Raw genomic sequence first — 19,787 nt, 5'->3', positions numbered from 1 at the left:
TCCGCCGCCCCGTTCTCATGTGCGACAACGTAAGAGATCTGGACATGGCCCGTATCGGCGGTATCCCTGACACCCTGGACGAACAGGTCGTTCGGTTTTCGCAGCAGCCGTTGAAACAGCCGGTCATGCTCAACAGCGTGCCCAAGGGCGGCACGCATCTGTTGCGCAACATCATGCGGATGTTCGTCCCCGTCGAGCAGCACTACAAGGCCGACTTCGTTCAGGTGCCGAACATGCATCTGCACCTCGACGCCTTCAATCCGCATGTGCCGATGATAAGTGCAGCACACCTGCTGTTCAGCGACCAATCCTACGCCAATGTGCGCACGGCGCGGCACATTCTGATGGTGCGCGATCCCTACGACTGGGTGCTGGCGCGGGCACGCTTCTTCGTGTCCGAGGAGTTTCAGCAGGACAATATCGCACACCTGAAATCCGGCGTGTTCTCAGCCGACGCCCTGATCAACATGATGATCTTCGGCATCCATCAGAAGTCGCCTGGCCTGATCGATATCTTCACGCACAATGCGGCCGCCTGGCTGGGCACGGGCGTGCATCTCATCCGGTACGAGGATCTGCTGGGCGCGGTTAAGGACATCGAGTCGCCAGAGGCCGACGCGCTGTTTGCGGACCTCTTCAAGGCTTGCGGCATAGAGCGGCCCGAGGACTGGCGCGAGCGGGCCACCATTGGCGCGGACCGGCGCTACAGCCGCACGGCCAGGGAAAACCTCAAGCCGGCGAACACCATCACCTTCCCGGCCGAGCTTTCACCCACCCAGAAGGCTTTGGTCGACTACAATGCGCCGGGTCTGCGCGCGCTGCTCGGCTACGTCTGATCCGCGATCGCTGCGATCCAGTCTGGCAGTTCGCCGATGCGGGCCAGGGAGACGTAGCGGGGCTCGTCTGCCGGGGCGTCGGCGAGTTCGTGGGCCCAGGTGACGTGGTAGGGGATGTGGACGCCGAAGGCGCCGGCGGCGATGGCGGGCAGGACGTCGGACTTCATCGAGTTGCCGGCCATGACGGCCTCGGCCGGGCCGGTGCCGTGGCGGGTGAAGACGCGGTCGTAGGTGGCGCAGTCTTTCTCGGACACGATCTCGACGGCGCTGAAACGGTCGCCCAGGCCCGAGGCGGCCAGCTTGCGCTCCTGATCGAGCAGGTCGCCCTTGGTGATCAGGACCAGGCGGTATTTCTCGGACAGTTCGGCGATGACCTCGTCCACGCCGGGCAGGGTCTCGACCGGGTGGGCCAGCATCTCGCGGCCGGCGGCCAGGATCTCGCGCACGACATGGGGCGGGGCCTCGCCGTTCGTCAGCTCCATCGCCGTCTCGATCATCGACAGGGTGAAGCCCTTCACGCCATAGCCATAGAGACGCAGATTGCGTTGTTCGGTCTCGGCGAGGCGCGCCTCGATGGTCGGTTCGTCGCCGTGGTCGGCCAGCAGATCGACGAACCGCGCATGGGTCAGGCGGAAGATCGTCTCGTTGTGCCAAAGGGTGTCGTCGGCATCGAGGCCGACCGTGGTGATGCTCATGCCGCGCCCCTATCATGGGACGAACCAGGAGGGGAGACGCGATGAACGGATCGGCAGTGGTGATCGGTGCGACGGGCGGAATCGGCCGGGCGATGGTCGAACGGATTTTGGCGAGAGGCGCGTTCGAGACGGTCTGGGCCGTGTCGCGGTCGGGCGCGGACGTGGCGGGCGCGCAAGGGTTGGCCGCCGATCTGGAGGACGAGGCTGGGCTGGCTCGGGCCGCCGAACGGATCGGCCAAGGGCCTGCGCCGACCCTGATCGTGCTGGCGACCGGCGTGCTGCACGACGGGTTTCAGCCGGAGCGGTCCTTACGCCAGCTGGATGCCGATCACATGCTGCGGGACTACCGAATCAATGCGGTCGGGCCGGCGCTGGCGGCCAAGCACCTGCTGCCGCTGATGCCGCGGGATCGGCGGGCGGTGTTCGCGGCCCTGTCGGCGCGGGTGGGGTCGATTTCGGACAACCGGCTGGGCGGCTGGCATGCCTATCGCGCGTCCAAGGCGGCGCTGAACATGATCCTGCGCAATCTGGCGATCGAGATGGGGCGCAGCCATCCGCAGGCGGTGATCGCCGGCCTGCATCCCGGCACGGTGGACACGGGCCTGAGCGCGCCGTTCCAGAAAGGGGTGGCCGAGGGGCGGCTGTTCACGGCTGACCATTCCGCAGAGCGGCTGCTGGCGGTTTTGTCGGGCCTGACGCCGGCCGACAGCGGCGGGGTCTTCGCCTGGGACGGGGCGCGGGTGCCGGAATAACGCGCAGTCGTGACTTGAGCCAAAGGGGCGTCTGGCGTCAGATGCCGTCCATGCGCGTCAGAATTTCCGTCCGGCTTTTCAGCCTCTTGTTGCTCGGCCTGCCGTTGAGCGCGCCGGCCGTGGCCCAGCCGGCCGGCGCGACTGTGTCTATCCAGTCCATAGCCGCGCCCCAGACGCGAGACCGCTCGCGGCTGAACCAGCGGGTGTTCGACCGGGTGTGGAGCGAGGTCCGGCGCGGCTATTACGATCCGACCCTGCACGGCGTGGACTGGAACGCGGCGCGGGCGCAGTTCCGGCCCCAGGCCCTGGCGGCGACCGACGAGCGGGGGCTGTACCGGGTCATCAACGAAATGCTGGACCTGCTGGACGACGGCCATGCCGCCGCCAGCCCCCCGGCCGCCGTGCGTCGCCAGGAGGTCCAGTTCGCACGCCGCGCCGTGATGGGCCTGACCCTGATGCGGGGCGAGACGCCCGACGACTGGACCGTCGAACGCATCCGGCCCGGTTCGCCGGCCGAGGAGGCGGGCGTGCAACTGGGCTGGTCGCTGAACTCGGTCGACGGTCGGCCCTGGGGGCCGGATGTCGAGACGCACGAAGGGCAGCCGGTGCGACTGGTCCTGACGGACGAGACAGGCCAGCGCCATGAGACCGCCCTGACCCCGCGCGTGATGGACGCGGTCGAGCCGTTCACGGCGGACAAGTCGCGGCCGGGCGTGCTGGTCCTGCGGGTCGAGCAGTTCGACAAGGGTCTGGGCGCCTGGATGGGCAGCGAGCTGGAAGGGCTGCCGGCCGATGTCGATGTGGTGCTGGACCTGCGTGGCAATCCGGGTGGTCGTTTGATGGAGGCGGAGGCGGTCCTGACCTGTTTCCTGCCCGCCAATCAGGCCTGGGCCACGCGGCGGGGGCGCAGCGGCCGGGCGGTGGTGCTGCGGGCGGCGGGCGACTGCGGCGACCGACGCGATCCCTTGTCGAACGACGTCGCGGTGCTGGTGGACCAGGGCAGTCGGAGCGCTGCGGAACTGACGCCTGCCGCCTTGCAGGAGGCGCGACGCGGGATCGTGGTGGGAGAGAAGACGGGGGGATCGGTCCTGATCGCGCAGGAAACCAATCTGCCCGACGGCGGGAAACTGACGCTCAGCCGGGCGGACTTCGTGACCTCGGGCGGCATGCGGCTGGAAAAGCGGGGCGTCACGCCCGATATCGCCGCGCCCCGCAGCGTGGCCCAGCGCCGCGCCGGCGACGACCCCGCGCTGGAGGCCGCCATCGCCGCGCTTCAGGCGGAGGATCGGGCTCGGACCGAAACCACCGCCAGCAGTCTCTAGATCAGCAGCATTTGAAGCCGCCGGCGCCGCCGAAGCGGCGTTGTTCGTGCAGGCGGAAGAAGGCCGTCTTGTCCAGCGGCGGCTGGTCGGCGTGGGTCGCTGTCGCATGGGCGACGTAGGCGTCATAATCCGGCTGGCCGATCATGGCGCCCGCCGTGCGCCTGACGCCGCGACCCCACCGCAGGGCGGTGTCGCGGCACAGGCAGAGCAGGTCGTCCTGGGTCTGAGGACTAGGCACGGGCGATGTCCGCCGCTTCGTCGGCCGGCGTCAGTTCGTGCGCCTCGGGATATTCGCGCACGGTCGGCCGGTTGTTGCGATAGGCCTTGCGGCACGCCAGCACGCCGTAGATCAACATGGTGACGACCACGAACAGGAAGCCCGCCGTCAGCGTCGAGTTGACGTAGTCGTTGACGATGATGCGGTGCATGTCGCCGACGCTCTTGGCCGGGGCGATCAGTTCGCCGGCGCCCAGGGCCTCCTGATACCTGCGGGCGTGGGCCAGGAAGCCGATGCGGACCTCGGGGTGGAACAGCTTCTGCAAGCCGGCCGTCAGGGTGCAGATCAGCAGCCAGGTCGCCGGGATTATGGTGACCCAGGCGTATCTCTCGCGCTTCATCTTGAACAGGACGACCGTGCCCAGGATCAGGGCGACGGCGGCCAGCATCTGGTTGGCGATGCCGAACAGGGGCCACAGGCTGTTGATGCCGCCCAGCGGATCGACCACGCCGGTGTAGAGGAAGTAGCCCCACAGGCCGACCGTCAGGGCCGTGGCGACGACGTTTGCGCTCCACGACTTGGTCTCGCGCATCTTGGGCACGGCGACGCCCAGCAGATCCTGGATCATGAAGCGGCAGACGCGGGTGCCGGCGTCGACCGTGGTCAGGATGAACAGGGCCTCGAACAGGATGGCGAAGTGATACCAGAAGGCCATCATGGCCTGGCCGCCAATGACGCTGGACAGGATGTGGGCCATGCCGACCGCCAGGGTCGGGGCGCCGCCTGCGCGCGACAGGATCGAGTTCTCGCCCACGTCGCGGGCCAGTTGCTCAAGCTCTCCAGGCGTGATGTGGAAGCCCCACTGGGCGACCGCAGCGGCGGCCGAGACCGCATCGTTGCCGATGAGGGCGACCGGGCTGTTCATGGCGAAATAGACCGCCGGGTCCAGGACGGTGGCGGCGATCAGGGCCATGACGGCGACGAAGCTTTCGCACAGCATGGCGCCGTAGCCGATCAGCGGGATCTGGTTCTCGTTCTCCAGCAGCTTTGGCGTGGTGCCCGACGAGATCAGGGCGTGGAAGCCCGAGACCGCGCCACAGGCGATGGTGATGAACAGGAAGGGGAACAGGGCACCGGCGAAGACCGGGCCGGTGCCATCGATGAAGGGGGTGACGGCCGGCATTTGCAGGTGCGGACGCACGATCAGGATGCCGATGGCCAGGGCGACGATCGCGCCGATCTTCAGGAAGGTCGACAGATAGTCGCGCGGCGCCAGCAGCAGCCAGACCGGAATGACCGAGGCGATGAAGCCATAGACCATCATCAGGATCGCCAGGGTAGGGCCGGTCAGGGTGAAGGCCGGGCCCCAGAACGGATCGGCCGCGACATGGCCGCCGCCGATGATGGCCAGGATCAGCAGGACGACGCCGATGACCGAAATCTCGCCCACGCGGCCGGGCCGCAGATAGCGGGTGTACAGGCCCATAAAGATGGCGATGGGGATGGTGGCGGCGACGGTGAAGGTGCCCCACGGGCTCTCGGCCAGGGCCTTGACCACCACCAGGGCCAGAACGGCCAGAATGATGACCATGATCATCAAGACGCCGACCTGGGCGATGATGCCGGGGATGGTGCCCATTTCGGTGCGGATCATATCGCCCAGCGACTTGCCGTCGCGACGGGTGGACATGAACAGGACGATCATGTCCTGCACCGCGCCCGCCAGAACCACGCCGACCAGGATCCACAGCACGCCGGGCAGATAGCCCATCTGGGCGGCCAGCACCGGCCCGACCAGCGGCCCCGCGCCGGCGATGGCGGCGAAGTGGTGACCGAACAGGACGTTGCGGGGCGTCGGCACATAGTCCAGCCCATCGTTGCGGCGCATGGCCGGCGTCAGACGTGCGGCGTCCAGCTTCAGCACCTTGTTGGCCAGGAACCGGGCGTAGAACCGATAGGCGATGGCGTAGGTGCAGACGGCGGCGACCACCATCCAGACCGCGCTGATGCTCTCGCCCTGATGCAGGGCGATGACGCCGAGGGACACGGCCCCCAGAATGGCGATGGCGCCGAAAATTATGGGTGTGCTGAGTTTGCCCACGACAGATCCCTCCCGGCCGGCTGACTGCGGCCCTCGCCCTTGGTTTGCACCACAATGCGGGACAAGGCCAATCGACTAAAGTCGTAGAAATGCAGGTCGGGTTTGGACGCTTTTCCTTCTCCCCTTGCGGGAGAAGGTGGCCCACAGGGCCGGATGAGGGGTCGGTTCAGCTTCGAAGCTTTTCCGGTCAGAGTGGGGGCAACCCCTCATCCGACCTCGCTGCGCTCGGCCACCTTCTCCCGCAAGGGGAGAAGGGAAATCTGTCTCAGCTCCGAACCACCTTCACCCGCCCAGCCGCTTCGCGCGCGCGTGCGCGGGCTTCCTCGACATCGGCGCCGCGGGCGGTGGCGACGCCCATGCGGCGGCGGTCGAAGGCTTCGGGCTTGCCGAAGAGGCGCAGGTCGGCGGTGGGGACGGACAGAGCTTCGGCGACGCCTTCGAAGGCGATCCCTTGCGCCTCCATGCCGCCGTAGATGACGGCGCTGGCGGCGGGTTCGCGCAGGGTCACGTCGACGGGCAGGCCCAGGATGGCGCGGGCGTGGAGGGCGAACTCGCTCATGGTCTGGCTGGCGAGGGTGACGAGGCCGGTGTCGTGGGGGCGGGGCGAGACCTCGGAGAACCAGACCTGGTCGCCCTTGACGAACAGTTCGACGCCGAAGACGCCGAAACCGCCGAGCGCGTCGGTGACCTTGCCGGCGATGTCCTGGGAGGCGGCCAGGGCGGCGGGCGTCATGGCCTGGGGCTGCCAGCTCTCGACATAGTCGCCCTTGACCTGGCGGTGGCCGATGGGGGCGCAGAAGGACGTAGCGATCGAGCCGTCGGCGGCGCGCGATCGGACGGTCAGCAGGGTGATCTCGAAATCGAAGTCGATCCGGCCCTCGACGATGACGCGGGCGGTTTCGACGCGGCCGGCGGACTGGGCGTAGGTCCAGGCGTCGGCGATTTCATCAGGGCTTTCGACAAAGGATTGCCCCTTGCCGGACGAGGACATGACCGGTTTGACGAAGGCGGGATAGCCGACGGTCTCGGCGCCGGCGGCCAGTTCCTCGGCGCTGCCGGCGAAGGCGTAGGGGCTGGCAGGCAGGCCGAGCTCTTCGGCGGCCAGGCGGCGGATGCCCTCGCGGTTCATGGTCAGCTGCACGGCGCGGGCGGTGGGGATGACCACGGCCATGCCGGCGGCCTCGATATCGGCCAGGACTTCGGTGGCGATGGCCTCGATCTCGGGCACGATGATGTGCGGGGCCTCGGCCAGGATGACGCCGTTCAGCACCTGAGGATCGGTCATCGGGATGACGTGGCTGCGGTGCGCGACCTGCATGGCGGGGGCGTTGGGATACCGGTCCACGGCGATCACCTCGACGCCGAGCCGCTGAAGCTCGATGGCGACCTCCTTGCCCAGTTCGCCCGAGCCCAGCAGCATGACGCGGACGGCGGTGTCGGAAAGCGGGGTGCCGAGTTTCATCGGGGTCAGGCTCCGTTGGCGGGTTCGATTAGGTCCCAGGCGTTGCCGTAGAGGTCTTCGAAGACCACCACCTTGCCATAGGGTTCGTGACGCGGGGTTTCGCGGAAGACGACGCCGGCGGCAAGCCAGGCGGCGTGATCGCGCAGCAGGTCGTCGGTTTCGAGGAACAGCCAGACGCGGCCGCCGGCCTGATTTCCGACCTGGGACTTCTGGACGTCGGTCGTGGCGCGGGCGAGCAGCAGGCTGGTTTCGCCGCCTTTGGGGGTAACGCGCACCCAGCGCTTCCCGCCGCCCATGTCCGTGTCCTCGCTGAGGTCGAAGCCGAGCTTGCCGACATAGAAGGCGATGGCCGCGTCATAGTCGTGGACCAGCAGGCTGACGGCGCCGATACGGCTCATTGGGCGGGGGCCGCATAGAGGCGGCGGAAGGCGTCCAGGGCCGCGCCGTGGTAGATGGTGGCGTGGGTCTCGGTCGGGCGGGGGGTGAAGCTCCAGCTCAGGCCGGGCAGGGCGTGGTCGCGCAGATTGGCGGTCAGGACGTCCATCGGGGCCTGCATCTCGGGGCCTTCGTCGCCCAGGGTCAGGATCAGGGTGCGGGGGTCGTTCGACTGGTCGCGCAGGCGGACGGCGGACTGACGCGCCAGGACGCCGCCGTCCCACCACAGACTGGGGCTGACGGCGACATAGGCGTCGAACATCTGGGGTTCCTTGAGGAAGGTCTCGACCACGAACAGGCCGGCGAGGGACTCGCCCATCAGGGCCGTCTCGCCGCTGGTGCGGAAGCGGGTTTCGACGAAGGGCAGGACCTCCTCGGCGACGAAACGGCGGAAGCGATCCGAATGGCCCTGGGTCGGATAGCGGGCGATCAGTTCGGGATCTTGCGTCGGCAGGGCCAGTTCGTTGCGGCGATCCACCGAGGCGATCCCGATCAAGATCACGTCACGGGTCGTGCCGGCGACGGTCCCGAGCTGGGCGAGGCCCGAGATGTGGTGGAAGTCCTGATCCTGGCCGCCGTCGAGGACATAGAGGACGGGATAGGTCCGGCCGCTGTCGGCATAGCCGGGGGGCAGCCAGATGTTGATTTCCCGCGCCGCGCCCATGATCGCGGAGGGCAGGGCGTAGGACCGGCCGATGACGATGGGAGTTTCGGCGATCGTCGGCGTCTGGGCGGCGACCGTCGTCGTTATGCCGAGGGCCAGGCCGATGGTCAGCACCAGAACGCGAACCGAAATCATCGACACCTCCACAAGCCTTCCCTCTCCCGTTGGGAGAGGGCTTGAGCGCGCGGCGGCGTAAGCCGTCGTTCTTGCGCGAAAGGGTGAGGGTCGGGTGGTGCGAACTGGCCCACCGGCCGACCCTCATCCGGCCCTGCGGGCCACCTTCTCCCAATGGGAGAAGGGCAGGCTTTCTACAGCCGCGCCTTCACCGCCGCGACGACGGCGTCGGCGGTGATGCCGAACTTGTCGTAGAGGACTTCGGCGGGGGCCGAGGCGCCGAAGCCGGTCATGCCGATGAAGGCGCCGTCTTCGCCGATGAAGCCTTCCCAGCCCTGTTTGATGGCGGCCTCGACGGCGACGCGGATCGTGCCGCGGCCGATGACCGAGGCGCGGTAGGCGGCGTCCTGTTGCTCGAACAATTCGAAACAGGGGACGGAGACGACGCGGGTCGGGACGCCTTCGGCTTCAAGCGTTTCGGCGGCCTTGAGCGCGAGGGCCAGTTCCGTGCCGGTGCCGAACAGGGTGGCCTTGGCTTCGCCCGACGCGGCCTTGATCTCATAGGCACCCTTGGCCGAGAGGTTTTCCGTGCCCGCGACGGTGCGGACGGCCGGGGTCTTCTGGCGCGACAGGGCCATGGCCGAGGGCGAGGTCTTGGTCTCCAGCGCGATCTTCCAGCACTCCATGGCCTCGACCGTGTCGGCGGGGCGGAAGACCAGCAGGTTGGGGATGGCGCGAAGCGCCGCCAGATGTTCGACCGGCTGGTGGGTCGGGCCGTCCTCGCCCAGGCCGATCGAGTCGTGCGTCAGGACGTGGATGGCGCGGACCCCCATCAGGGCGCCCAGACGGATGGCCGGACGGCTGTAGTCCGAGAAGACCATGAAGGTGCCGGCGTAGGGGATGATCCCGCCGTGCAGGGCCAGGCCGTTCATGGCCGCGGCCATGCCGAACTCGCGGATGCCCCAGTTGACGTAGCGGCCCTCATACGACGGGGCGTCTAGGATGGGCGTGCCGGCGACGAAGGTGTTGTTCGAGCCGGTCAGGTCGGCCGAGCCGCCGACCAGTTCGGGGATGGAGGCGAAGACCTGGTCCAGGGCGGCGCCCGAGGACTGGCGCGTGGCCTGGGCGGGCTTGGTCTCGATCAGTTCGGCGATCTTGGCGTTCAGGGCGTCGAAGGCGCCCTCGGGCAGGTCGCCCTTCATGGCGCGGGTGAAGTCGGCGGCCTGGCCAGAGGCGGCGAGGCGGGCCTCCCACTTCTTGCGGTCCTTGGCGCCGCGACGCCCGACCTTGGCCCAGGCGTCGGCGATGGTGGTCGGCATTTCGAAGGGTTCGTGATCCCAGGCCAGGCCCAGGCGGGTGGCGGCGATCTCGGCGGCGCCGAGGGCGGCGCCGTGGGTCTTGTGGCTGCCTTCCATGGTGGCGGCGCCCTTGCCGATCTTGGTCTTGCAGGCGATCAGGGTCGGCTTGTCCTGACGGGTGGCCCATTTGAGGGCGGACTTGATGGCGTTCATGTCGTGGCCGTCGATGGCCTTGACCGCCCAGCCGGCGGCCTTGAATCGGGCCTTCTGATCGGTGGCGTCGGACAGGGAGACCTTGCCGTCGATCGTGATCTCGTTGTCGTCCCACAGGACCGTCAGCTTGTTCAGCTTGTAGCGGCCGGCCAGGGCGATGGCTTCTTGGCTGACGCCTTCCATCAGGCAGCCGTCGCCGGCGACAACCCAGGTGCGGTGATCGACCAGGGCGTCGCCGTATTTGGCTGCGAGGTGACGCTCGGCCATCGCAAAGCCGACCGAGGTGGCCATGCCCTGACCCAGGGGGCCGGTGGTGACCTCCACGCCGGGCATGTGGCCGTATTCGGGGTGGCCGGCGGTCTTGGAGCCCCACTGGCGGAAGTTGGATAGTTCTTCCTTGGTCGCGGCCTTGTAGCCGGTCAGGTGCAGCAGGGCGTAGATCAGCATCGAGCCGTGGCCCGCCGACAGGATGAAGCGGTCGCGGTCGGCCCAGTCGGGGCGGCTGGCGTCGAACTTCAGGAATTTGGAAAACAGCACGGTGGCGACGTCGGCCATGCCCATCGGCATGCCGGGGTGGCCCGACTTGGCCTGCTCGACGCCGTCCATGGCGAGGACGCGAATGGCGTTCGCCATCTGCTCGGGCGTGGCCTTTGGTGCGGTTTTGGCGTCGGTCACGGTGGAGACCTCTGTATGGGACGGCGGAAAAAGGGGGCGCGCCGCTTTACCCCGACGCGTCCTCGGGTTCTATACGCAATTTGAAGGAGCGACCGATGGCAGACGCCACCACGGCCGCACGGGCGCGTATCGACCGCGCCCTGGCCGAACTGGAACGCAAGATCCTGCAGCTGAAGGCGCGCCCCGCCTCGGCGCCCGCGATTGCGGACGACGACCTGTTCGCGCCCCGTGGTTCGGATCAGCGCGTCGCCGAGCTGGAGGCCGCAGGACGCGAAGCCTCCGACGCCCTAGGGCGTGCGGCCGAGGCCGTGCGCGCTGTGCTGGCGCAAAGCGAGGCCGGCTGATGGCGACGGTGACGGTCGAGGTCAACGGGCGGCCCTATGCGGTGGGTTGCGCCGACGGTCAGGAAGAGCGGGTCCGCATCCTGGCCAAACAGTTCGACAACCAGGTGCGCCAGGTGGCCCAGGACGTCGGCCATGTCGGGGATCTGCGGCTGTTCCTGATGTCTGCCCTGATCCTGGCCGACGAACTGCACGAGGCGCGCCTGAACGGCGGCAAGGCGGCGCCGTCCACCCTGGCCCCGGCTCCGGCCTCGACGGACGGCGTCGCCGAGGCGCTCAACGCCGTCGCCGCCCGGATCGAGAAGATCGCCCAAGGAATCTGATCGGGTATCTGACCAAAGATTCGACGCAGGCTGGCGCAAGCCGAGGCGAAGGCCTATCTTGCTCGACGGCGGGTCTTGCTGCGGCCCACGTCGAAGGCATACATTTCCTCGCGACCTTAATTCACTCAAAGGGATCTGTCCCTGTCCGGGCTCGAGGGCCTGGGCATATGGAGCCCACCTGGCTACCCAGGTTCGAGAGGATTTAAACGCCCTTCACGGTTCTTGCGGCGCCGCCAACCTTTCTCTTTTTTTGTGCTACCGCTCGCCGCGCGGCGGCTCGCTGCATGAGCACGTTTGTGCGCCATTACTCGCGATGTGGTTGCTTCCTGCTTGAGCGCGCTCGCTGAGCGGCGGCGGTCGCTCCGCTGCTTGAGTGCGTTTTGCTGTTGCGTGTGCGTCGCTTTGGTTCGCTAGGGTCGGGGCGTTGGTAGGGGTGGCCGAATGATCCAGGGCAAGCATGAGATGCGATCCGCCGCGCGGGCGGTTCGCAAGCGGCTGGCCGAGATCGATCCTCTGGCGGCGTCGCGCGCGGCGGATCATGCGGACGCCCTGCCGCCTGCCGAGATCGTGGCCCTCTATCGCGCCATGGGGTCCGAACTGGACACCGACGCCCTCGCTGTGGCGCTGGAGGCCGCCGGCCGTCGGCTGTGCCTGCCGGTGGTGATCCAGCGCGACGCCCCCATGGAGTTCCGCGCCTGGTCGCCGGGCGAGCCGCTGGAACTGGACGCCGCCGGGTGCCCCGCCCCCCTGCCGCTGGCGCACGTCGTCACGCCCGACCTGATCCTGGCGCCCCTGCTGGCCTTTGACGATCAGGGTGGGCGCCTGGGGCAGGGCGGCGGCTATTACGACCGCACCTTCGCCACCCGCCCCGACGCGCTTCGCATCGGCTTCGCCTATGTCGGACAGAAGGTCGAGCGGCTGGAGCTGGAACCGCATGACATCCGGCTGCATGGGGTTCTGACTGAGGCGGGCTATCAAAGTTTCTGACGGGATATGTCATTGACATATCCGTGGTCGTAGCGGATATGTCGGCCATGTCAGCACCCCTGAAGGCCACTGTGTTCAAGTCGAACCGCTCGCAGGCGGTGCGTTTGCCCAAGGCCGTTGCTTTTCCTGACGACGTCAAAGAGTTGCGGGTGATCAAGGAGGGCAAAGGCCTTCTCCTGTTGCCTGCAAACGCGGTCTGGGATGATTTCTTCGACCGGCCGGGCATCGATATCGGAGAGCCTGCCGATCCGGTAGACGACAGCGTCGTTTCGTTCGACTGATGCTTGAGACCATGTTGGACACCAGCGTGTGCGTGCGCGCGCTGCGAGACCGATCAGGCCTGCTTCGGTCTCACTTCAGGACGAGCGCTGATCGGCTTTGCCTTTCGACAATCGCCCTGATGGAATTGTTTTACGGCGTAAGCCTGTCGTCGCGGCCTGATCACCACAAGGCCGAGGTCGAGGACTTTGTTCAGCGGCTGGTGCTGTTGGATTTCGATGATGAGGCGGCCGCCCACGCCGCCGACATCAAGATCTATCTCAAGAAAGCCGGAACCCCCATCGGCGCTCACGACACCCTGATCGCAGGCCACGCGCGCAGTCGCGGCCTGCTGCTGCTGACCGGCAATCTTGGTGAGTTTCAACGCGTTCCCGGCCTGCGTTGCCAGGACTGGACGGAGTCTCTGACGTGAGACTGGCATTTTTCGGCGACGTCATCGGCAAGTCCGGTCGTGACGGCATCAGCGACCATCTTCCGGGCCTGAAGCGCGACCTGAAGCTCGACTTCGTGGTGATCAACGCCGAGAACGCGGCGGGCGGGTTCGGCATCACCGAGAACACGGCGCGCGAACTGTTCATGGCGGGCGCCGACTGCCTGACGCTGGGCAACCACTCGTGGGACCAACGCGAGGCCCTGACCTATATCGTGCGTGAGCCGCGGCTAATCCGGCCGGCCAACTATCCGCGCCTGATGGATGCGCCGGGCGCGGGGGCCAATCTGTTCGAGACCCATTCGGGGCGCACCGTCCTGGTGATGAACGTGCTGGGCCGGGTGCATATGGACCCAATGGACGATCCGTTCGGCGCGGTCGAGCGCGAGCTTGCGGCTGCGCCTCTGGGGGCCGTAGCCGATGCGGTGATCGTCGACATGCATGCCGAGGTCACGTCCGAGAAGATGGCCATGGGGCATTTCTGCGACGGGCGCGCCTCGCTGGTCGTCGGCACCCACACCCACGTCCCGACCGCGGACTGCCAGATCCTGCCCGGCGGCACGGCCTATCAGACCGACGCCGGCGGCTGCTGCGACTATGACAGCGTTATCGGCAACGAGAAGGAAGAGCCGCTGCGGCGCTTCACCACCCGCATCTCCGGCGGTCGCTATATGCCGGCGTCGGGGCCGGCGACGGTGTGCGGCGTGTTCGTGGAGACGGACGACAAGACCGGGCTGGCGACGCGCGTCGAGCCGATCCGCGTCGGCGGGCGCCTGTCCCAGGCCGTGCCGGTTCTGTAAGGCGTCAGGCGGCCGCCCGTCGGCGTTCGATCAGGGTCTGGCGCACGGCCTGAAGATCGGCCGCGCGACGCTGGGGCGTGTGGGTCGCCAGCACATAGGCCTGGCCTGCGCGCGCAAGGGCCAACCGTTCGTCGGGCGCCGTGATCAGCCGTTCCATCGCCGCCGCCAGCGTCCGGGGCGTCACCGCATCGACATAGAGTGCGTGCGGCCCGCTGGCTTCGCGTAAGCCCCCGCGCCCGGACGAGATCAGGGCTGCGCCTGCCGCATGGGCCTCGATCGCCGTCAGGCCGAACGGCTCGTCCCAGACCGAGGGCGTCAGGGCGATGGCCGCCGACTGCATCCGTCGCCGGACCTCGGCCAACGGCGCGGATTTCAGCACCTTCACCCGGTCGCCATAGGCTTCTAGCGGCGCGACATGCCGGGCCGCCCAGCGCGCGTGGTCGTTCCAGTCGTTCAGCATCAGCACGGCGCGCCAGTCGGGATGGGCGTCCAGAACGTCGGGCAGGGCGGCGCACAGGACATCGACGCCCTTCTCCGGCATGGCGCGCCCGGCGAAGGCGATCACCGGCTGTCGACCCTCGGGCGAGGCCAGCCAGGCGCCGGCGTCGATGGGATTGGGCACGGCGAACGCCCGGTCGTCCAGATCGGGGAAGATGCGCACGAAGGCGTTGCGCTCGGCGACGCTCACGAAGACCAGGCCGTCCAGCCGCTCGTAACGCGCCCGGTAGCGCCAGCGGTCGATGGGGTGGCGGGGCGGGCGCAGGGCGTTGTGCCGATAAAGCAGGTGAGGCGTGCCAGGCAGGGCCTGTTGCACCGCCAATGCCTGTTTCACCTGCTGATGGTGTTCGATCACGTCGGGTCGAAAGGCGCGCAGCCGCTCGATCAGGGTGGGCATGCGGATGCGGCCGGGGGGCAGGGCGTCCACGCCGGGAGCATTGTGATCGTCCGCCCCGACGCAGCAGAAGATGCGGGCCTCCCCGCCCTGATCGACGCCCGCCATCGTCCGCACGACGGTCTCCATCGAGTTGGGCTGGGCTTCGGAGAAGAGACAACCGGGAGGGAGCAGGACGGCGGTGCGCAATGGCGGGTTCCGATGGGAGGACGGCGCGACCTATAGACCGTTCATGGCGGAAGGGGGACGGTTGGGCTGGGTCAGCCCTTGCGCCGCGCCCTCAGCCGCAGTCGCATCGGTTCGCGGCTGCGCAGGGTGATCTGGTGAACCGGGCGGGGTTCGACCGTGGTCAGGGGCTCGACTTCGGCGGCGCGCAGGATCGCGGCCAGGGCGATCATCGCCTCCTGGATGGCGAAGGCGGCGCCGATGCAGACGCGGGGGCCGGCGCTGAAGGGGATGTAGGCGTAGCGGTCGATGGACTTGCGGTTCTGGGGCAGGAAGCGTTCGGGTTTGAAGGCGTCGGGGTCGTCCCACAGCAGGCTGTGGCGTTGCAGGATCCAGGGTGAGATGATGACGGTGGCGCCGGCCTTGATCGGCTGGCCGCCGATCTCGTCGTCGGCCAGGGCCTTGCGCGCCATGGTCGGGGCGGGCGGGAACAGGCGCATGGTCTCGTCCAGCACGGCGCGGGTCCAGGGCAGGGCGTCGGCCCATTTGGGATCGGAGACGTCGAAGGCGTCGGCTTCGGCCTGGAGCCGGACCATGTATTCGGGCTGGCGCGACAGCAGGTGCAGGGTCCAGCCCAAGGCGCGGGCCGTAGTCTCGTGTCCCGCCAGGATGAAGGTCAGGATGTTGGCCGCGACCTCTTCGTCAGACAGGCCGGGGCCGCCGTTTTCGTCCTTGGCCAGCAGCAGGGCGCTGAGCAGGTCGTCAGGCGGCGTATCCCCGGCCTCGATCCGGGCGCGGCGGGCCTCGACCAGTGTGGTGACGCGCTGTTCGAAGAAGCGGGCCGAACGGAAACTGGCCAGACGGCCCAGGCGCGGGGCCCAGTCCGGCGCGCCCAGCACGTCCAGCGGATCGATACGGGCGCCGTTGGCCAGGAACTGGTTCAGCGCGCGCTCGAACCCGCGCGCCTCGCCGCCCAGTTCGTCGGAGAACATGGTGGCCGACAGGATGTCGAAGGTCAGGCCGGACATCTCGGAATCGATGTCGAGCACCCGCCCGCGCGCCGACAGGGACCAGGCCGCGACGCGGGCCTGGCAGACCTCGGCCATGCGGGCGTTCAAGGTGGCCATCTTGGCGGGGGTGAAGAGCGGGGCCAGGATGCGGCGGGCGCGGCGCCAGGTGTCGCCCTCGGTCAGCAGCAGGCCTTCGGCCAGCATGGGGCCCAGCACGCGGCGTTGCAGGTCGCCCTTCTCATAGTTGGCTGCGTTCTCGGTCAGGACGTGACGGACACCCTCGGGGTGGCTGACCACCAGGATTTCGCCGAAGGCCGAGTTCCCGTGCAACTGCGGCTCGGTGAAGTGCCGCTCTGACCACATCTGGATCGGGTCGCGCCAGCTGATCCACAGGAAGGGCAGCAACGACAGGGGTTTGCCCGTCCGCCGGGGCGGTATCGCGGGGCGAAAGATGGTGTCGGCGGTCGTCGCGTCCATAGGACCGTCCCTTAAGCAGATTGCCGGTTCAGCCGGGCGCCTCATCCCTTATACGCGCGATCTGGTGCATGCGTTCATGCAGGATCGATGCGACGTCAACGCGACGGCCGCGCCCTGGCGATGGCGCCGAGCAGCCGCGCCATGTCTTCAGCGGCCAAATCCTTCGCGCGTTGGGTTGAAGTCGCGGGTTTCGAAACCGGGGACGACGGCGCCGCGGGAGCCGTTTGAGAGGCTCTCTTCTTTTCGCGACGCTCGAACAGAAAGCGTTGAAGACCCCAGACAAGGTGAGGCGTCCACGGCTGGCCGCAGGCGGTTGTCTTTCCCGACTTGTTCAGCAGGCCGGCGACCTCGTTGGGTCGGGTGAAGCCCCCCTTGAAACAGGCGCGGAGCAGAGGGTCGAGCTCATCCAGGAACGCCTCTTTGGAGCGGTCGCGAAAGGCGAAATGCTTCAGCTCGTCTCTCGTGATCTGTGAAGGCTTGGATTGCGGGCGTCCGGCAGGCCGCTCCGGCTTCTGCGCCCGAGAGCGCCCCATCGGCGCCGCCTTGGCACGGGTGGAACCCGCCGGTGTTCCGCCGCCGCGGTAGGATCCCTTGGCCACGCTCAGTTCGCCGGAGCGGAGGTCGGCGCCCAGGCCTTCATTTCGGCGATCTCGCGCGTCTGGGCATCGACGACGCTCTGGGCCATACGGCGGATTTCGGGGTCGCGGCTGTCACGCAGGGCGACTTCGGCCATGGCGACGGCGCCTTCGTGGTGGGCGATCATCTTGGCGACATAGGCCTGGTCGATCGTCTGGCCGGATGCGGCGGCCATCTTCTCGTGCATCTCGGCTTCGGACGCGGCGAAGGCCTGATCGCCGGGTGTAGGGCCGGCCTTGCCGTGACCGGTGTGGCCGGCTGCCTGGGTCTCGGCCGTGGTGCGGGTCGCCGCCGCATGGTTGGCGGCCGATGTGTCGCGCAGCGCCTGCTCCACCGGGTCGCCGCCGCCGTCGCAGGCGGCCAGCAGACCGAGCAGAGCGAGGGGTGCGAGAACGCGGATCATGCCGCGTCGCCCAGCCAGCCCGGCATCCAGCCTTCGTGCCATTCGCGCAGATGGGCGACGGGGATGCTGAACAGCTCGCCTTTGTCGCCGCGAGAGGCGAAGGCGTCGCCGCCGGCGTGGCCGACGACCGAGGCGTGCATGCCGGCGGCCTGGGCCTTGGCGATCAGGGCGTCGGCGTCTGGGACCGCGACCAGGTAGCGGGCCTGGTCCTCTCCGAACAGGAAGATGTGGGCGTGGGTCGCGCTGGAGGCGTCCAGGGTCACGCCGACGTCGGAGGCCAGCGCCAGGTCGGCGGCGGCGCCGATCAGGCCGCCGTCGGACAGGTCGTGGACTACGGTCAGATCGCCGGCCTCGATCAGGTCGCGCACGAAGTCGCCGGTCTTCTTTTCCAGCTTCAGATCGACGGGGGGCGGGGCGCCGTCCTCGCGGCCCAGGACCTCGCGCAGATAGATGGAGGCGCCCAGTTCGCCGACGGTCTGGCCGATCAGGACCAGAGCATCGCCCGCCGCCATGGTCGAGAAGTTGGTCACCACGTCGTAGTTGGGCAGCAGGCCCACGGCGCCGACGGTCGGGGTCGGCGGAATGGCGACGCCGTTGGTCTCGTTATAGAGCGACACGTTCCCGCTCACGACCGGGAAGACCAGCTCGCGGCAGGCCTCGGCCATGCCGTCGATGGAGCGGACGATCTGGCCCATGATCTCGGGGCGTTGCGGATTGCCGAAGTTCAGGTTGTCGGTGATGGCGATGGGGCGAGACCCGACGGCGGTCAGGTTGCGCCAGGCCTCAGCCACCGCCTGCTTTCCGCCCTCATAGGGGTCGTTTTGGACGTAGCGGGGGGTGCAGTCGCTGGTCACGGCCAGACCCTTGTCCGTGCCGTGAACGCGGACCACGCCGGCGTCGGCGCCGGTGGCAGAGTCCTGAAGCGTGTCGGCCATGACGTGGCGGTCGTACTGTTCCCAGATCCAGCGCTTGGAGGCCATGTCGGGGCAGGCGATCACCTTCATCACCGCATCGGCCCAGTTGTCGGGGGCGGGGATGTCGGCGGGGTTCAGTCGGGGATGCAGGTCCGGCTGGACCCAGGGGCGGTCGTACAGGGGCGCGTCGTCGAACAGGGGCGCCAGGGGCACGTCGCAGACCGTCTCGCCGTGATGCTTCAGCACCAGGCGGCCGGTGTCGGTGGTGACGCCGATGGTGGCGGCGTCCAGGCCCCATTTCTTGAAGATGCGCTCGCCGTCGGCCTCGCGGCCGGGCTTCAGGACCGCCAGCATCCGCTCCTGGCTTTCCGACAGCATCATCTCATAGGCGGTCATGCCCTCTTCGCGCTGGGGCACGGCGTCCATGTTCAGCTCGATGCCGACGCCGCCCTTGCCGGCCATCTCGACCGAGGAGGAGGTCAGGCCGGCCGCGCCCATGTCCTGGATGGCGGCGACGGCGCCCGAGGCCATCAGTTCGAGGGTGGCCTCGATCAGCAGCTTCTCGGCGAAGGGGTCGCCGACCTGGACGGTGGGGCGTTTCGATTCCGACTCGTCGTCGAACTCGGCCGAGGACATGGTCGCGCCGTGGATGCCGTCGCGGCCGGTCTTGGAGCCGAAATAGACGACCGACAGGCCCGCCGAGGGCGCGGCCGAATAGAAGATGCTGTCCGACTTGGCCAGGCCCACGCACATGGCGTTGACCAGGATGTTGCCGTTGTAGCCGGCGTGGAAATTGGTCTCGCCCGCCACGGTCGGCACGCCGACGCAGTTGCCGTAGCCGCCGATGCCGGAGACGACGCCCTTGACCAGGCGCCTAGTCTTCTCGTGCGACGGATCGCCAAAGCGCAGGGCGTTCAGCAGGGCCACCGGGCGGGCGCCCATGGTGAAGACGTCGCGCATGATGCCGCCCACGCCCGTTGCCGCACCCTGATAGGGTTCGATGTAGGAGGGGTGGTTGTGGCTCTCCATCTTGAAGATGCAGGCGTCGCCGTCGTCGATGTCGATCACGCCCGCGTTCTCGCCCGGCCCGCAGATGACGCGCTCGCCGGTGGTGGGGAACTTGCCCAGGTGGATCTTGGAGGATTTGTACGAGCAGTGCTCGGACCACATGACCGAGAAGACGCCCAGTTCGACATGGTTGGGCTCGCGGCCCAGCCGGTCGAGGACGACCTGATATTCGTTCGGGGCCAGGCCGTATTCGGCGGCCAGTTCGGCCATCGTTTTGACGGGGGTCTTTTCAGGAGCGCTCATGGGCGGCGCTTCTAGCCGCAGATGGGCCAAATGTC

21 protein-coding genes and 1 other RNA gene are annotated in these 19,787 nt (G+C 68.1%); 10 read left to right on the top strand and 12 right to left on the bottom strand.

Annotated elements, in window-relative coordinates; translation table 11 throughout:
- The first annotated feature begins 44 nt into the window (after window positions 1-44).
- On the top strand, window positions 45-836 hold the full coding sequence (locus ACP7BH_RS10945) for a hypothetical protein (RefSeq protein ID WP_425985106.1): 792 nt from the start codon (window positions 45-47) through the stop codon (window positions 834-836).
- On the opposite strand, the gene ACP7BH_RS10940 is transcribed toward ACP7BH_RS10945, so the two are convergent.
- Complete coding sequence (locus ACP7BH_RS10940) at window positions 827-1,531, bottom strand: HAD family hydrolase (protein ID WP_425985104.1); 705 nt, start codon at window positions 1,529-1,531, stop codon at window positions 827-829. The two genes, ACP7BH_RS10945 and ACP7BH_RS10940, sit on opposite strands and share 10 nt — an antisense overlap.
- Window positions 1,532-1,572: 41 nt before the next feature.
- Here ACP7BH_RS10940 and ACP7BH_RS10935 point away from each other — a divergent pair, with 41 nt between their 5' ends.
- Both ACP7BH_RS10935 and ACP7BH_RS10930 read left to right on the top strand, forming a co-directional pair.
- Complete coding sequence (locus tag ACP7BH_RS10935; RefSeq protein WP_425985102.1) at window positions 1,573-2,283, top strand: SDR family NAD(P)-dependent oxidoreductase; 711 nt, start codon at window positions 1,573-1,575, stop codon at window positions 2,281-2,283.
- Between the two features lie 50 nt (window positions 2,284-2,333).
- Window positions 2,334-3,605, top strand: coding sequence for a S41 family peptidase (locus ACP7BH_RS10930; RefSeq protein ID WP_425985100.1), 1,272 nt, complete (start codon window positions 2,334-2,336; stop codon window positions 3,603-3,605).
- Window position 3,606: 1 nt separating this feature from the next.
- Here the strand turns inward: ACP7BH_RS10930 and ACP7BH_RS10925 are convergent, their stop codons facing one another.
- From ACP7BH_RS10925 to tkt, 6 genes are all read right to left on the bottom strand, one after another.
- A complete protein-coding gene (locus ACP7BH_RS10925) occupies window positions 3,607-3,843 on the bottom strand; it encodes a YbdD/YjiX family protein (protein ID WP_135194900.1) in 237 nt (78 codons plus the stop codon).
- On the bottom strand, window positions 3,836-5,923 hold the full coding sequence (locus ACP7BH_RS10920) for a carbon starvation CstA family protein (protein WP_425985099.1): 2,088 nt from the start codon (window positions 5,921-5,923) through the stop codon (window positions 3,836-3,838). The genes ACP7BH_RS10925 and ACP7BH_RS10920 overlap by 8 nt, the downstream gene beginning before the upstream one ends.
- Before the next feature lie 265 nt (window positions 5,924-6,188).
- A complete protein-coding gene (gene purT, locus ACP7BH_RS10915) occupies window positions 6,189-7,385 on the bottom strand; it encodes a formate-dependent phosphoribosylglycinamide formyltransferase (RefSeq protein WP_425985097.1) in 1,197 nt (398 codons plus the stop codon).
- Window positions 7,386-7,390: 5 nt separating this feature from the next.
- Window positions 7,391-7,783, bottom strand: a complete 393-nt coding sequence (locus ACP7BH_RS10910) for a VOC family protein (protein WP_425985095.1) — start codon at window positions 7,781-7,783, stop codon at window positions 7,391-7,393.
- Window positions 7,780-8,619, bottom strand: a complete 840-nt coding sequence (locus ACP7BH_RS10905) for an alpha/beta hydrolase (RefSeq protein ID WP_425985093.1) — start codon at window positions 8,617-8,619, stop codon at window positions 7,780-7,782. Before ACP7BH_RS10905 ends, ACP7BH_RS10910 begins: the two co-directional genes overlap by 4 nt.
- 173 nt (window positions 8,620-8,792) lie before the next feature.
- The gene (gene tkt, locus ACP7BH_RS10900) at window positions 8,793-10,784 is read right to left on the bottom strand and encodes a transketolase (protein ID WP_425985090.1); all 1,992 of its coding nucleotides are present in this window, start codon (window positions 10,782-10,784) and stop codon (window positions 8,793-8,795) included.
- Between the two features lie 95 nt (window positions 10,785-10,879).
- Between tkt and ACP7BH_RS10895 the strand changes: the two genes are divergently transcribed.
- From ACP7BH_RS10895 to ACP7BH_RS10865, 7 genes are all read left to right on the top strand, one after another.
- Window positions 10,880-11,128 (top strand): hypothetical protein, encoded by a 249-nt coding sequence (locus tag ACP7BH_RS10895; protein ID WP_425985089.1) that lies wholly within the window; start codon window positions 10,880-10,882, stop codon window positions 11,126-11,128.
- The gene (locus ACP7BH_RS10890) at window positions 11,128-11,448 is read left to right on the top strand and encodes a cell division protein ZapA (protein WP_425985086.1); all 321 of its coding nucleotides are present in this window, start codon (window positions 11,128-11,130) and stop codon (window positions 11,446-11,448) included. Before ACP7BH_RS10895 ends, ACP7BH_RS10890 begins: the two co-directional genes overlap by 1 nt.
- A gap of 72 nt (window positions 11,449-11,520) precedes the next feature.
- Window positions 11,521-11,683: non-coding RNA, 6S RNA (gene ssrS / locus ACP7BH_RS10885), on the top strand.
- Window positions 11,684-11,889: 206 nt separating this feature from the next.
- Entirely contained in the window at window positions 11,890-12,435 is a 546-nt protein-coding gene (locus tag ACP7BH_RS10880) for a 5-formyltetrahydrofolate cyclo-ligase (RefSeq protein ID WP_425985084.1), read from the top strand.
- Between the two features lie 47 nt (window positions 12,436-12,482).
- Window positions 12,483-12,716 (top strand): type II toxin-antitoxin system VapB family antitoxin, encoded by a 234-nt coding sequence (gene vapB, locus ACP7BH_RS10875; RefSeq protein WP_425985082.1) that lies wholly within the window; start codon window positions 12,483-12,485, stop codon window positions 12,714-12,716.
- The gene (locus tag ACP7BH_RS10870) at window positions 12,716-13,126 is read left to right on the top strand and encodes a PIN domain-containing protein (RefSeq protein ID WP_425985080.1); all 411 of its coding nucleotides are present in this window, start codon (window positions 12,716-12,718) and stop codon (window positions 13,124-13,126) included. The genes vapB and ACP7BH_RS10870 overlap by 1 nt, the downstream gene beginning before the upstream one ends.
- Window positions 13,123-13,944, top strand: coding sequence for a TIGR00282 family metallophosphoesterase (locus ACP7BH_RS10865; protein ID WP_135194910.1), 822 nt, complete (start codon window positions 13,123-13,125; stop codon window positions 13,942-13,944). The genes ACP7BH_RS10870 and ACP7BH_RS10865 overlap by 4 nt, the downstream gene beginning before the upstream one ends.
- Window positions 13,945-13,948: 4 nt before the next feature.
- Here the strand turns inward: ACP7BH_RS10865 and ACP7BH_RS10860 are convergent, their stop codons facing one another.
- The 5 genes from ACP7BH_RS10860 to purL all read right to left on the bottom strand — a co-directional run bounded on the left by ACP7BH_RS10860 (window position 13,949) and on the right by purL (window position 19,752).
- Window positions 13,949-15,025 carry a glycosyltransferase family 4 protein gene (locus ACP7BH_RS10860; protein ID WP_425985078.1) on the bottom strand — a complete coding sequence of 359 codons (1,077 nt, stop codon included), beginning with the start codon at window positions 15,023-15,025 and terminating at the stop codon, window positions 13,949-13,951.
- A 71-nt stretch (window positions 15,026-15,096) separates the two neighbouring features.
- Complete coding sequence (locus ACP7BH_RS10855; protein ID WP_425985076.1) at window positions 15,097-16,488, bottom strand: cytochrome P450; 1,392 nt, start codon at window positions 16,486-16,488, stop codon at window positions 15,097-15,099.
- A gap of 95 nt (window positions 16,489-16,583) precedes the next feature.
- Complete coding sequence (locus tag ACP7BH_RS10850) at window positions 16,584-17,087, bottom strand: hypothetical protein (protein WP_425985074.1); 504 nt, start codon at window positions 17,085-17,087, stop codon at window positions 16,584-16,586.
- Window positions 17,088-17,089: 2 nt separating this feature from the next.
- Entirely contained in the window at window positions 17,090-17,527 is a 438-nt protein-coding gene (locus ACP7BH_RS10845; protein WP_425985073.1) for a DUF305 domain-containing protein, read from the bottom strand.
- Window positions 17,524-19,752, bottom strand: coding sequence for a phosphoribosylformylglycinamidine synthase subunit PurL (gene purL / locus ACP7BH_RS10840; RefSeq protein ID WP_425985071.1), 2,229 nt, complete (start codon window positions 19,750-19,752; stop codon window positions 17,524-17,526). The genes ACP7BH_RS10845 and purL overlap by 4 nt, the downstream gene beginning before the upstream one ends.
- Window positions 19,753-19,787: the final 35 nt, after the last annotated feature.

The sequence above is a fragment of the Brevundimonas sp. TWP2-1 genome (genome assembly GCF_049897645.1).
In the GTDB taxonomy this organism is placed as follows: Bacteria; Pseudomonadota; Alphaproteobacteria; order Caulobacterales; family Caulobacteraceae; genus Brevundimonas.
The sequence above is the reverse complement of the archived record's forward strand: the minus strand, read 5'-3'. Positions and strand labels throughout refer to the sequence as shown.

Bases quoted from the DNA above. Each gene is read 5' to 3' on its own strand.
- ACP7BH_RS10945 (WP_425985106.1), top strand. From the start codon at position 45: ATGGCCCGTATCGGCGGTATCCCTGACACCCTGGACGAACAGGTCGTT.
- ACP7BH_RS10940 (WP_425985104.1), bottom strand. From the start codon at position 1,531: ATGAGCATCACCACGGTCGGCCTCGATGCCGACGACACCCTTTGGCAC.
- ACP7BH_RS10935 (WP_425985102.1), top strand. From the start codon at position 1,573: ATGAACGGATCGGCAGTGGTGATCGGTGCGACGGGCGGAATCGGCCGG.
- ACP7BH_RS10930 (WP_425985100.1), top strand. From the start codon at position 2,334: ATGCGCGTCAGAATTTCCGTCCGGCTTTTCAGCCTCTTGTTGCTCGGC.
- purT (WP_425985097.1), bottom strand. From the start codon at position 7,385: ATGAAACTCGGCACCCCGCTTTCCGACACCGCCGTCCGCGTCATGCTG.
- ACP7BH_RS10910 (WP_425985095.1), bottom strand. From the start codon at position 7,783: ATGAGCCGTATCGGCGCCGTCAGCCTGCTGGTCCACGACTATGACGCG.
- ACP7BH_RS10905 (WP_425985093.1), bottom strand. From the start codon at position 8,619: ATGATTTCGGTTCGCGTTCTGGTGCTGACCATCGGCCTGGCCCTCGGC.
- ACP7BH_RS10895 (WP_425985089.1), top strand. From the start codon at position 10,880: ATGGCAGACGCCACCACGGCCGCACGGGCGCGTATCGACCGCGCCCTG.
- ACP7BH_RS10890 (WP_425985086.1), top strand. From the start codon at position 11,128: ATGGCGACGGTGACGGTCGAGGTCAACGGGCGGCCCTATGCGGTGGGT.
- ACP7BH_RS10880 (WP_425985084.1), top strand. From the start codon at position 11,890: ATGATCCAGGGCAAGCATGAGATGCGATCCGCCGCGCGGGCGGTTCGC.
- vapB (WP_425985082.1), top strand. From the start codon at position 12,483: ATGTCAGCACCCCTGAAGGCCACTGTGTTCAAGTCGAACCGCTCGCAG.
- ACP7BH_RS10870 (WP_425985080.1), top strand. From the start codon at position 12,716: ATGCTTGAGACCATGTTGGACACCAGCGTGTGCGTGCGCGCGCTGCGA.
- ACP7BH_RS10855 (WP_425985076.1), bottom strand. From the start codon at position 16,488: ATGGACGCGACGACCGCCGACACCATCTTTCGCCCCGCGATACCGCCC.
- ACP7BH_RS10845 (WP_425985073.1), bottom strand. From the start codon at position 17,527: ATGATCCGCGTTCTCGCACCCCTCGCTCTGCTCGGTCTGCTGGCCGCC.
- purL (WP_425985071.1), bottom strand. From the start codon at position 19,752: ATGAGCGCTCCTGAAAAGACCCCCGTCAAAACGATGGCCGAACTGGCC.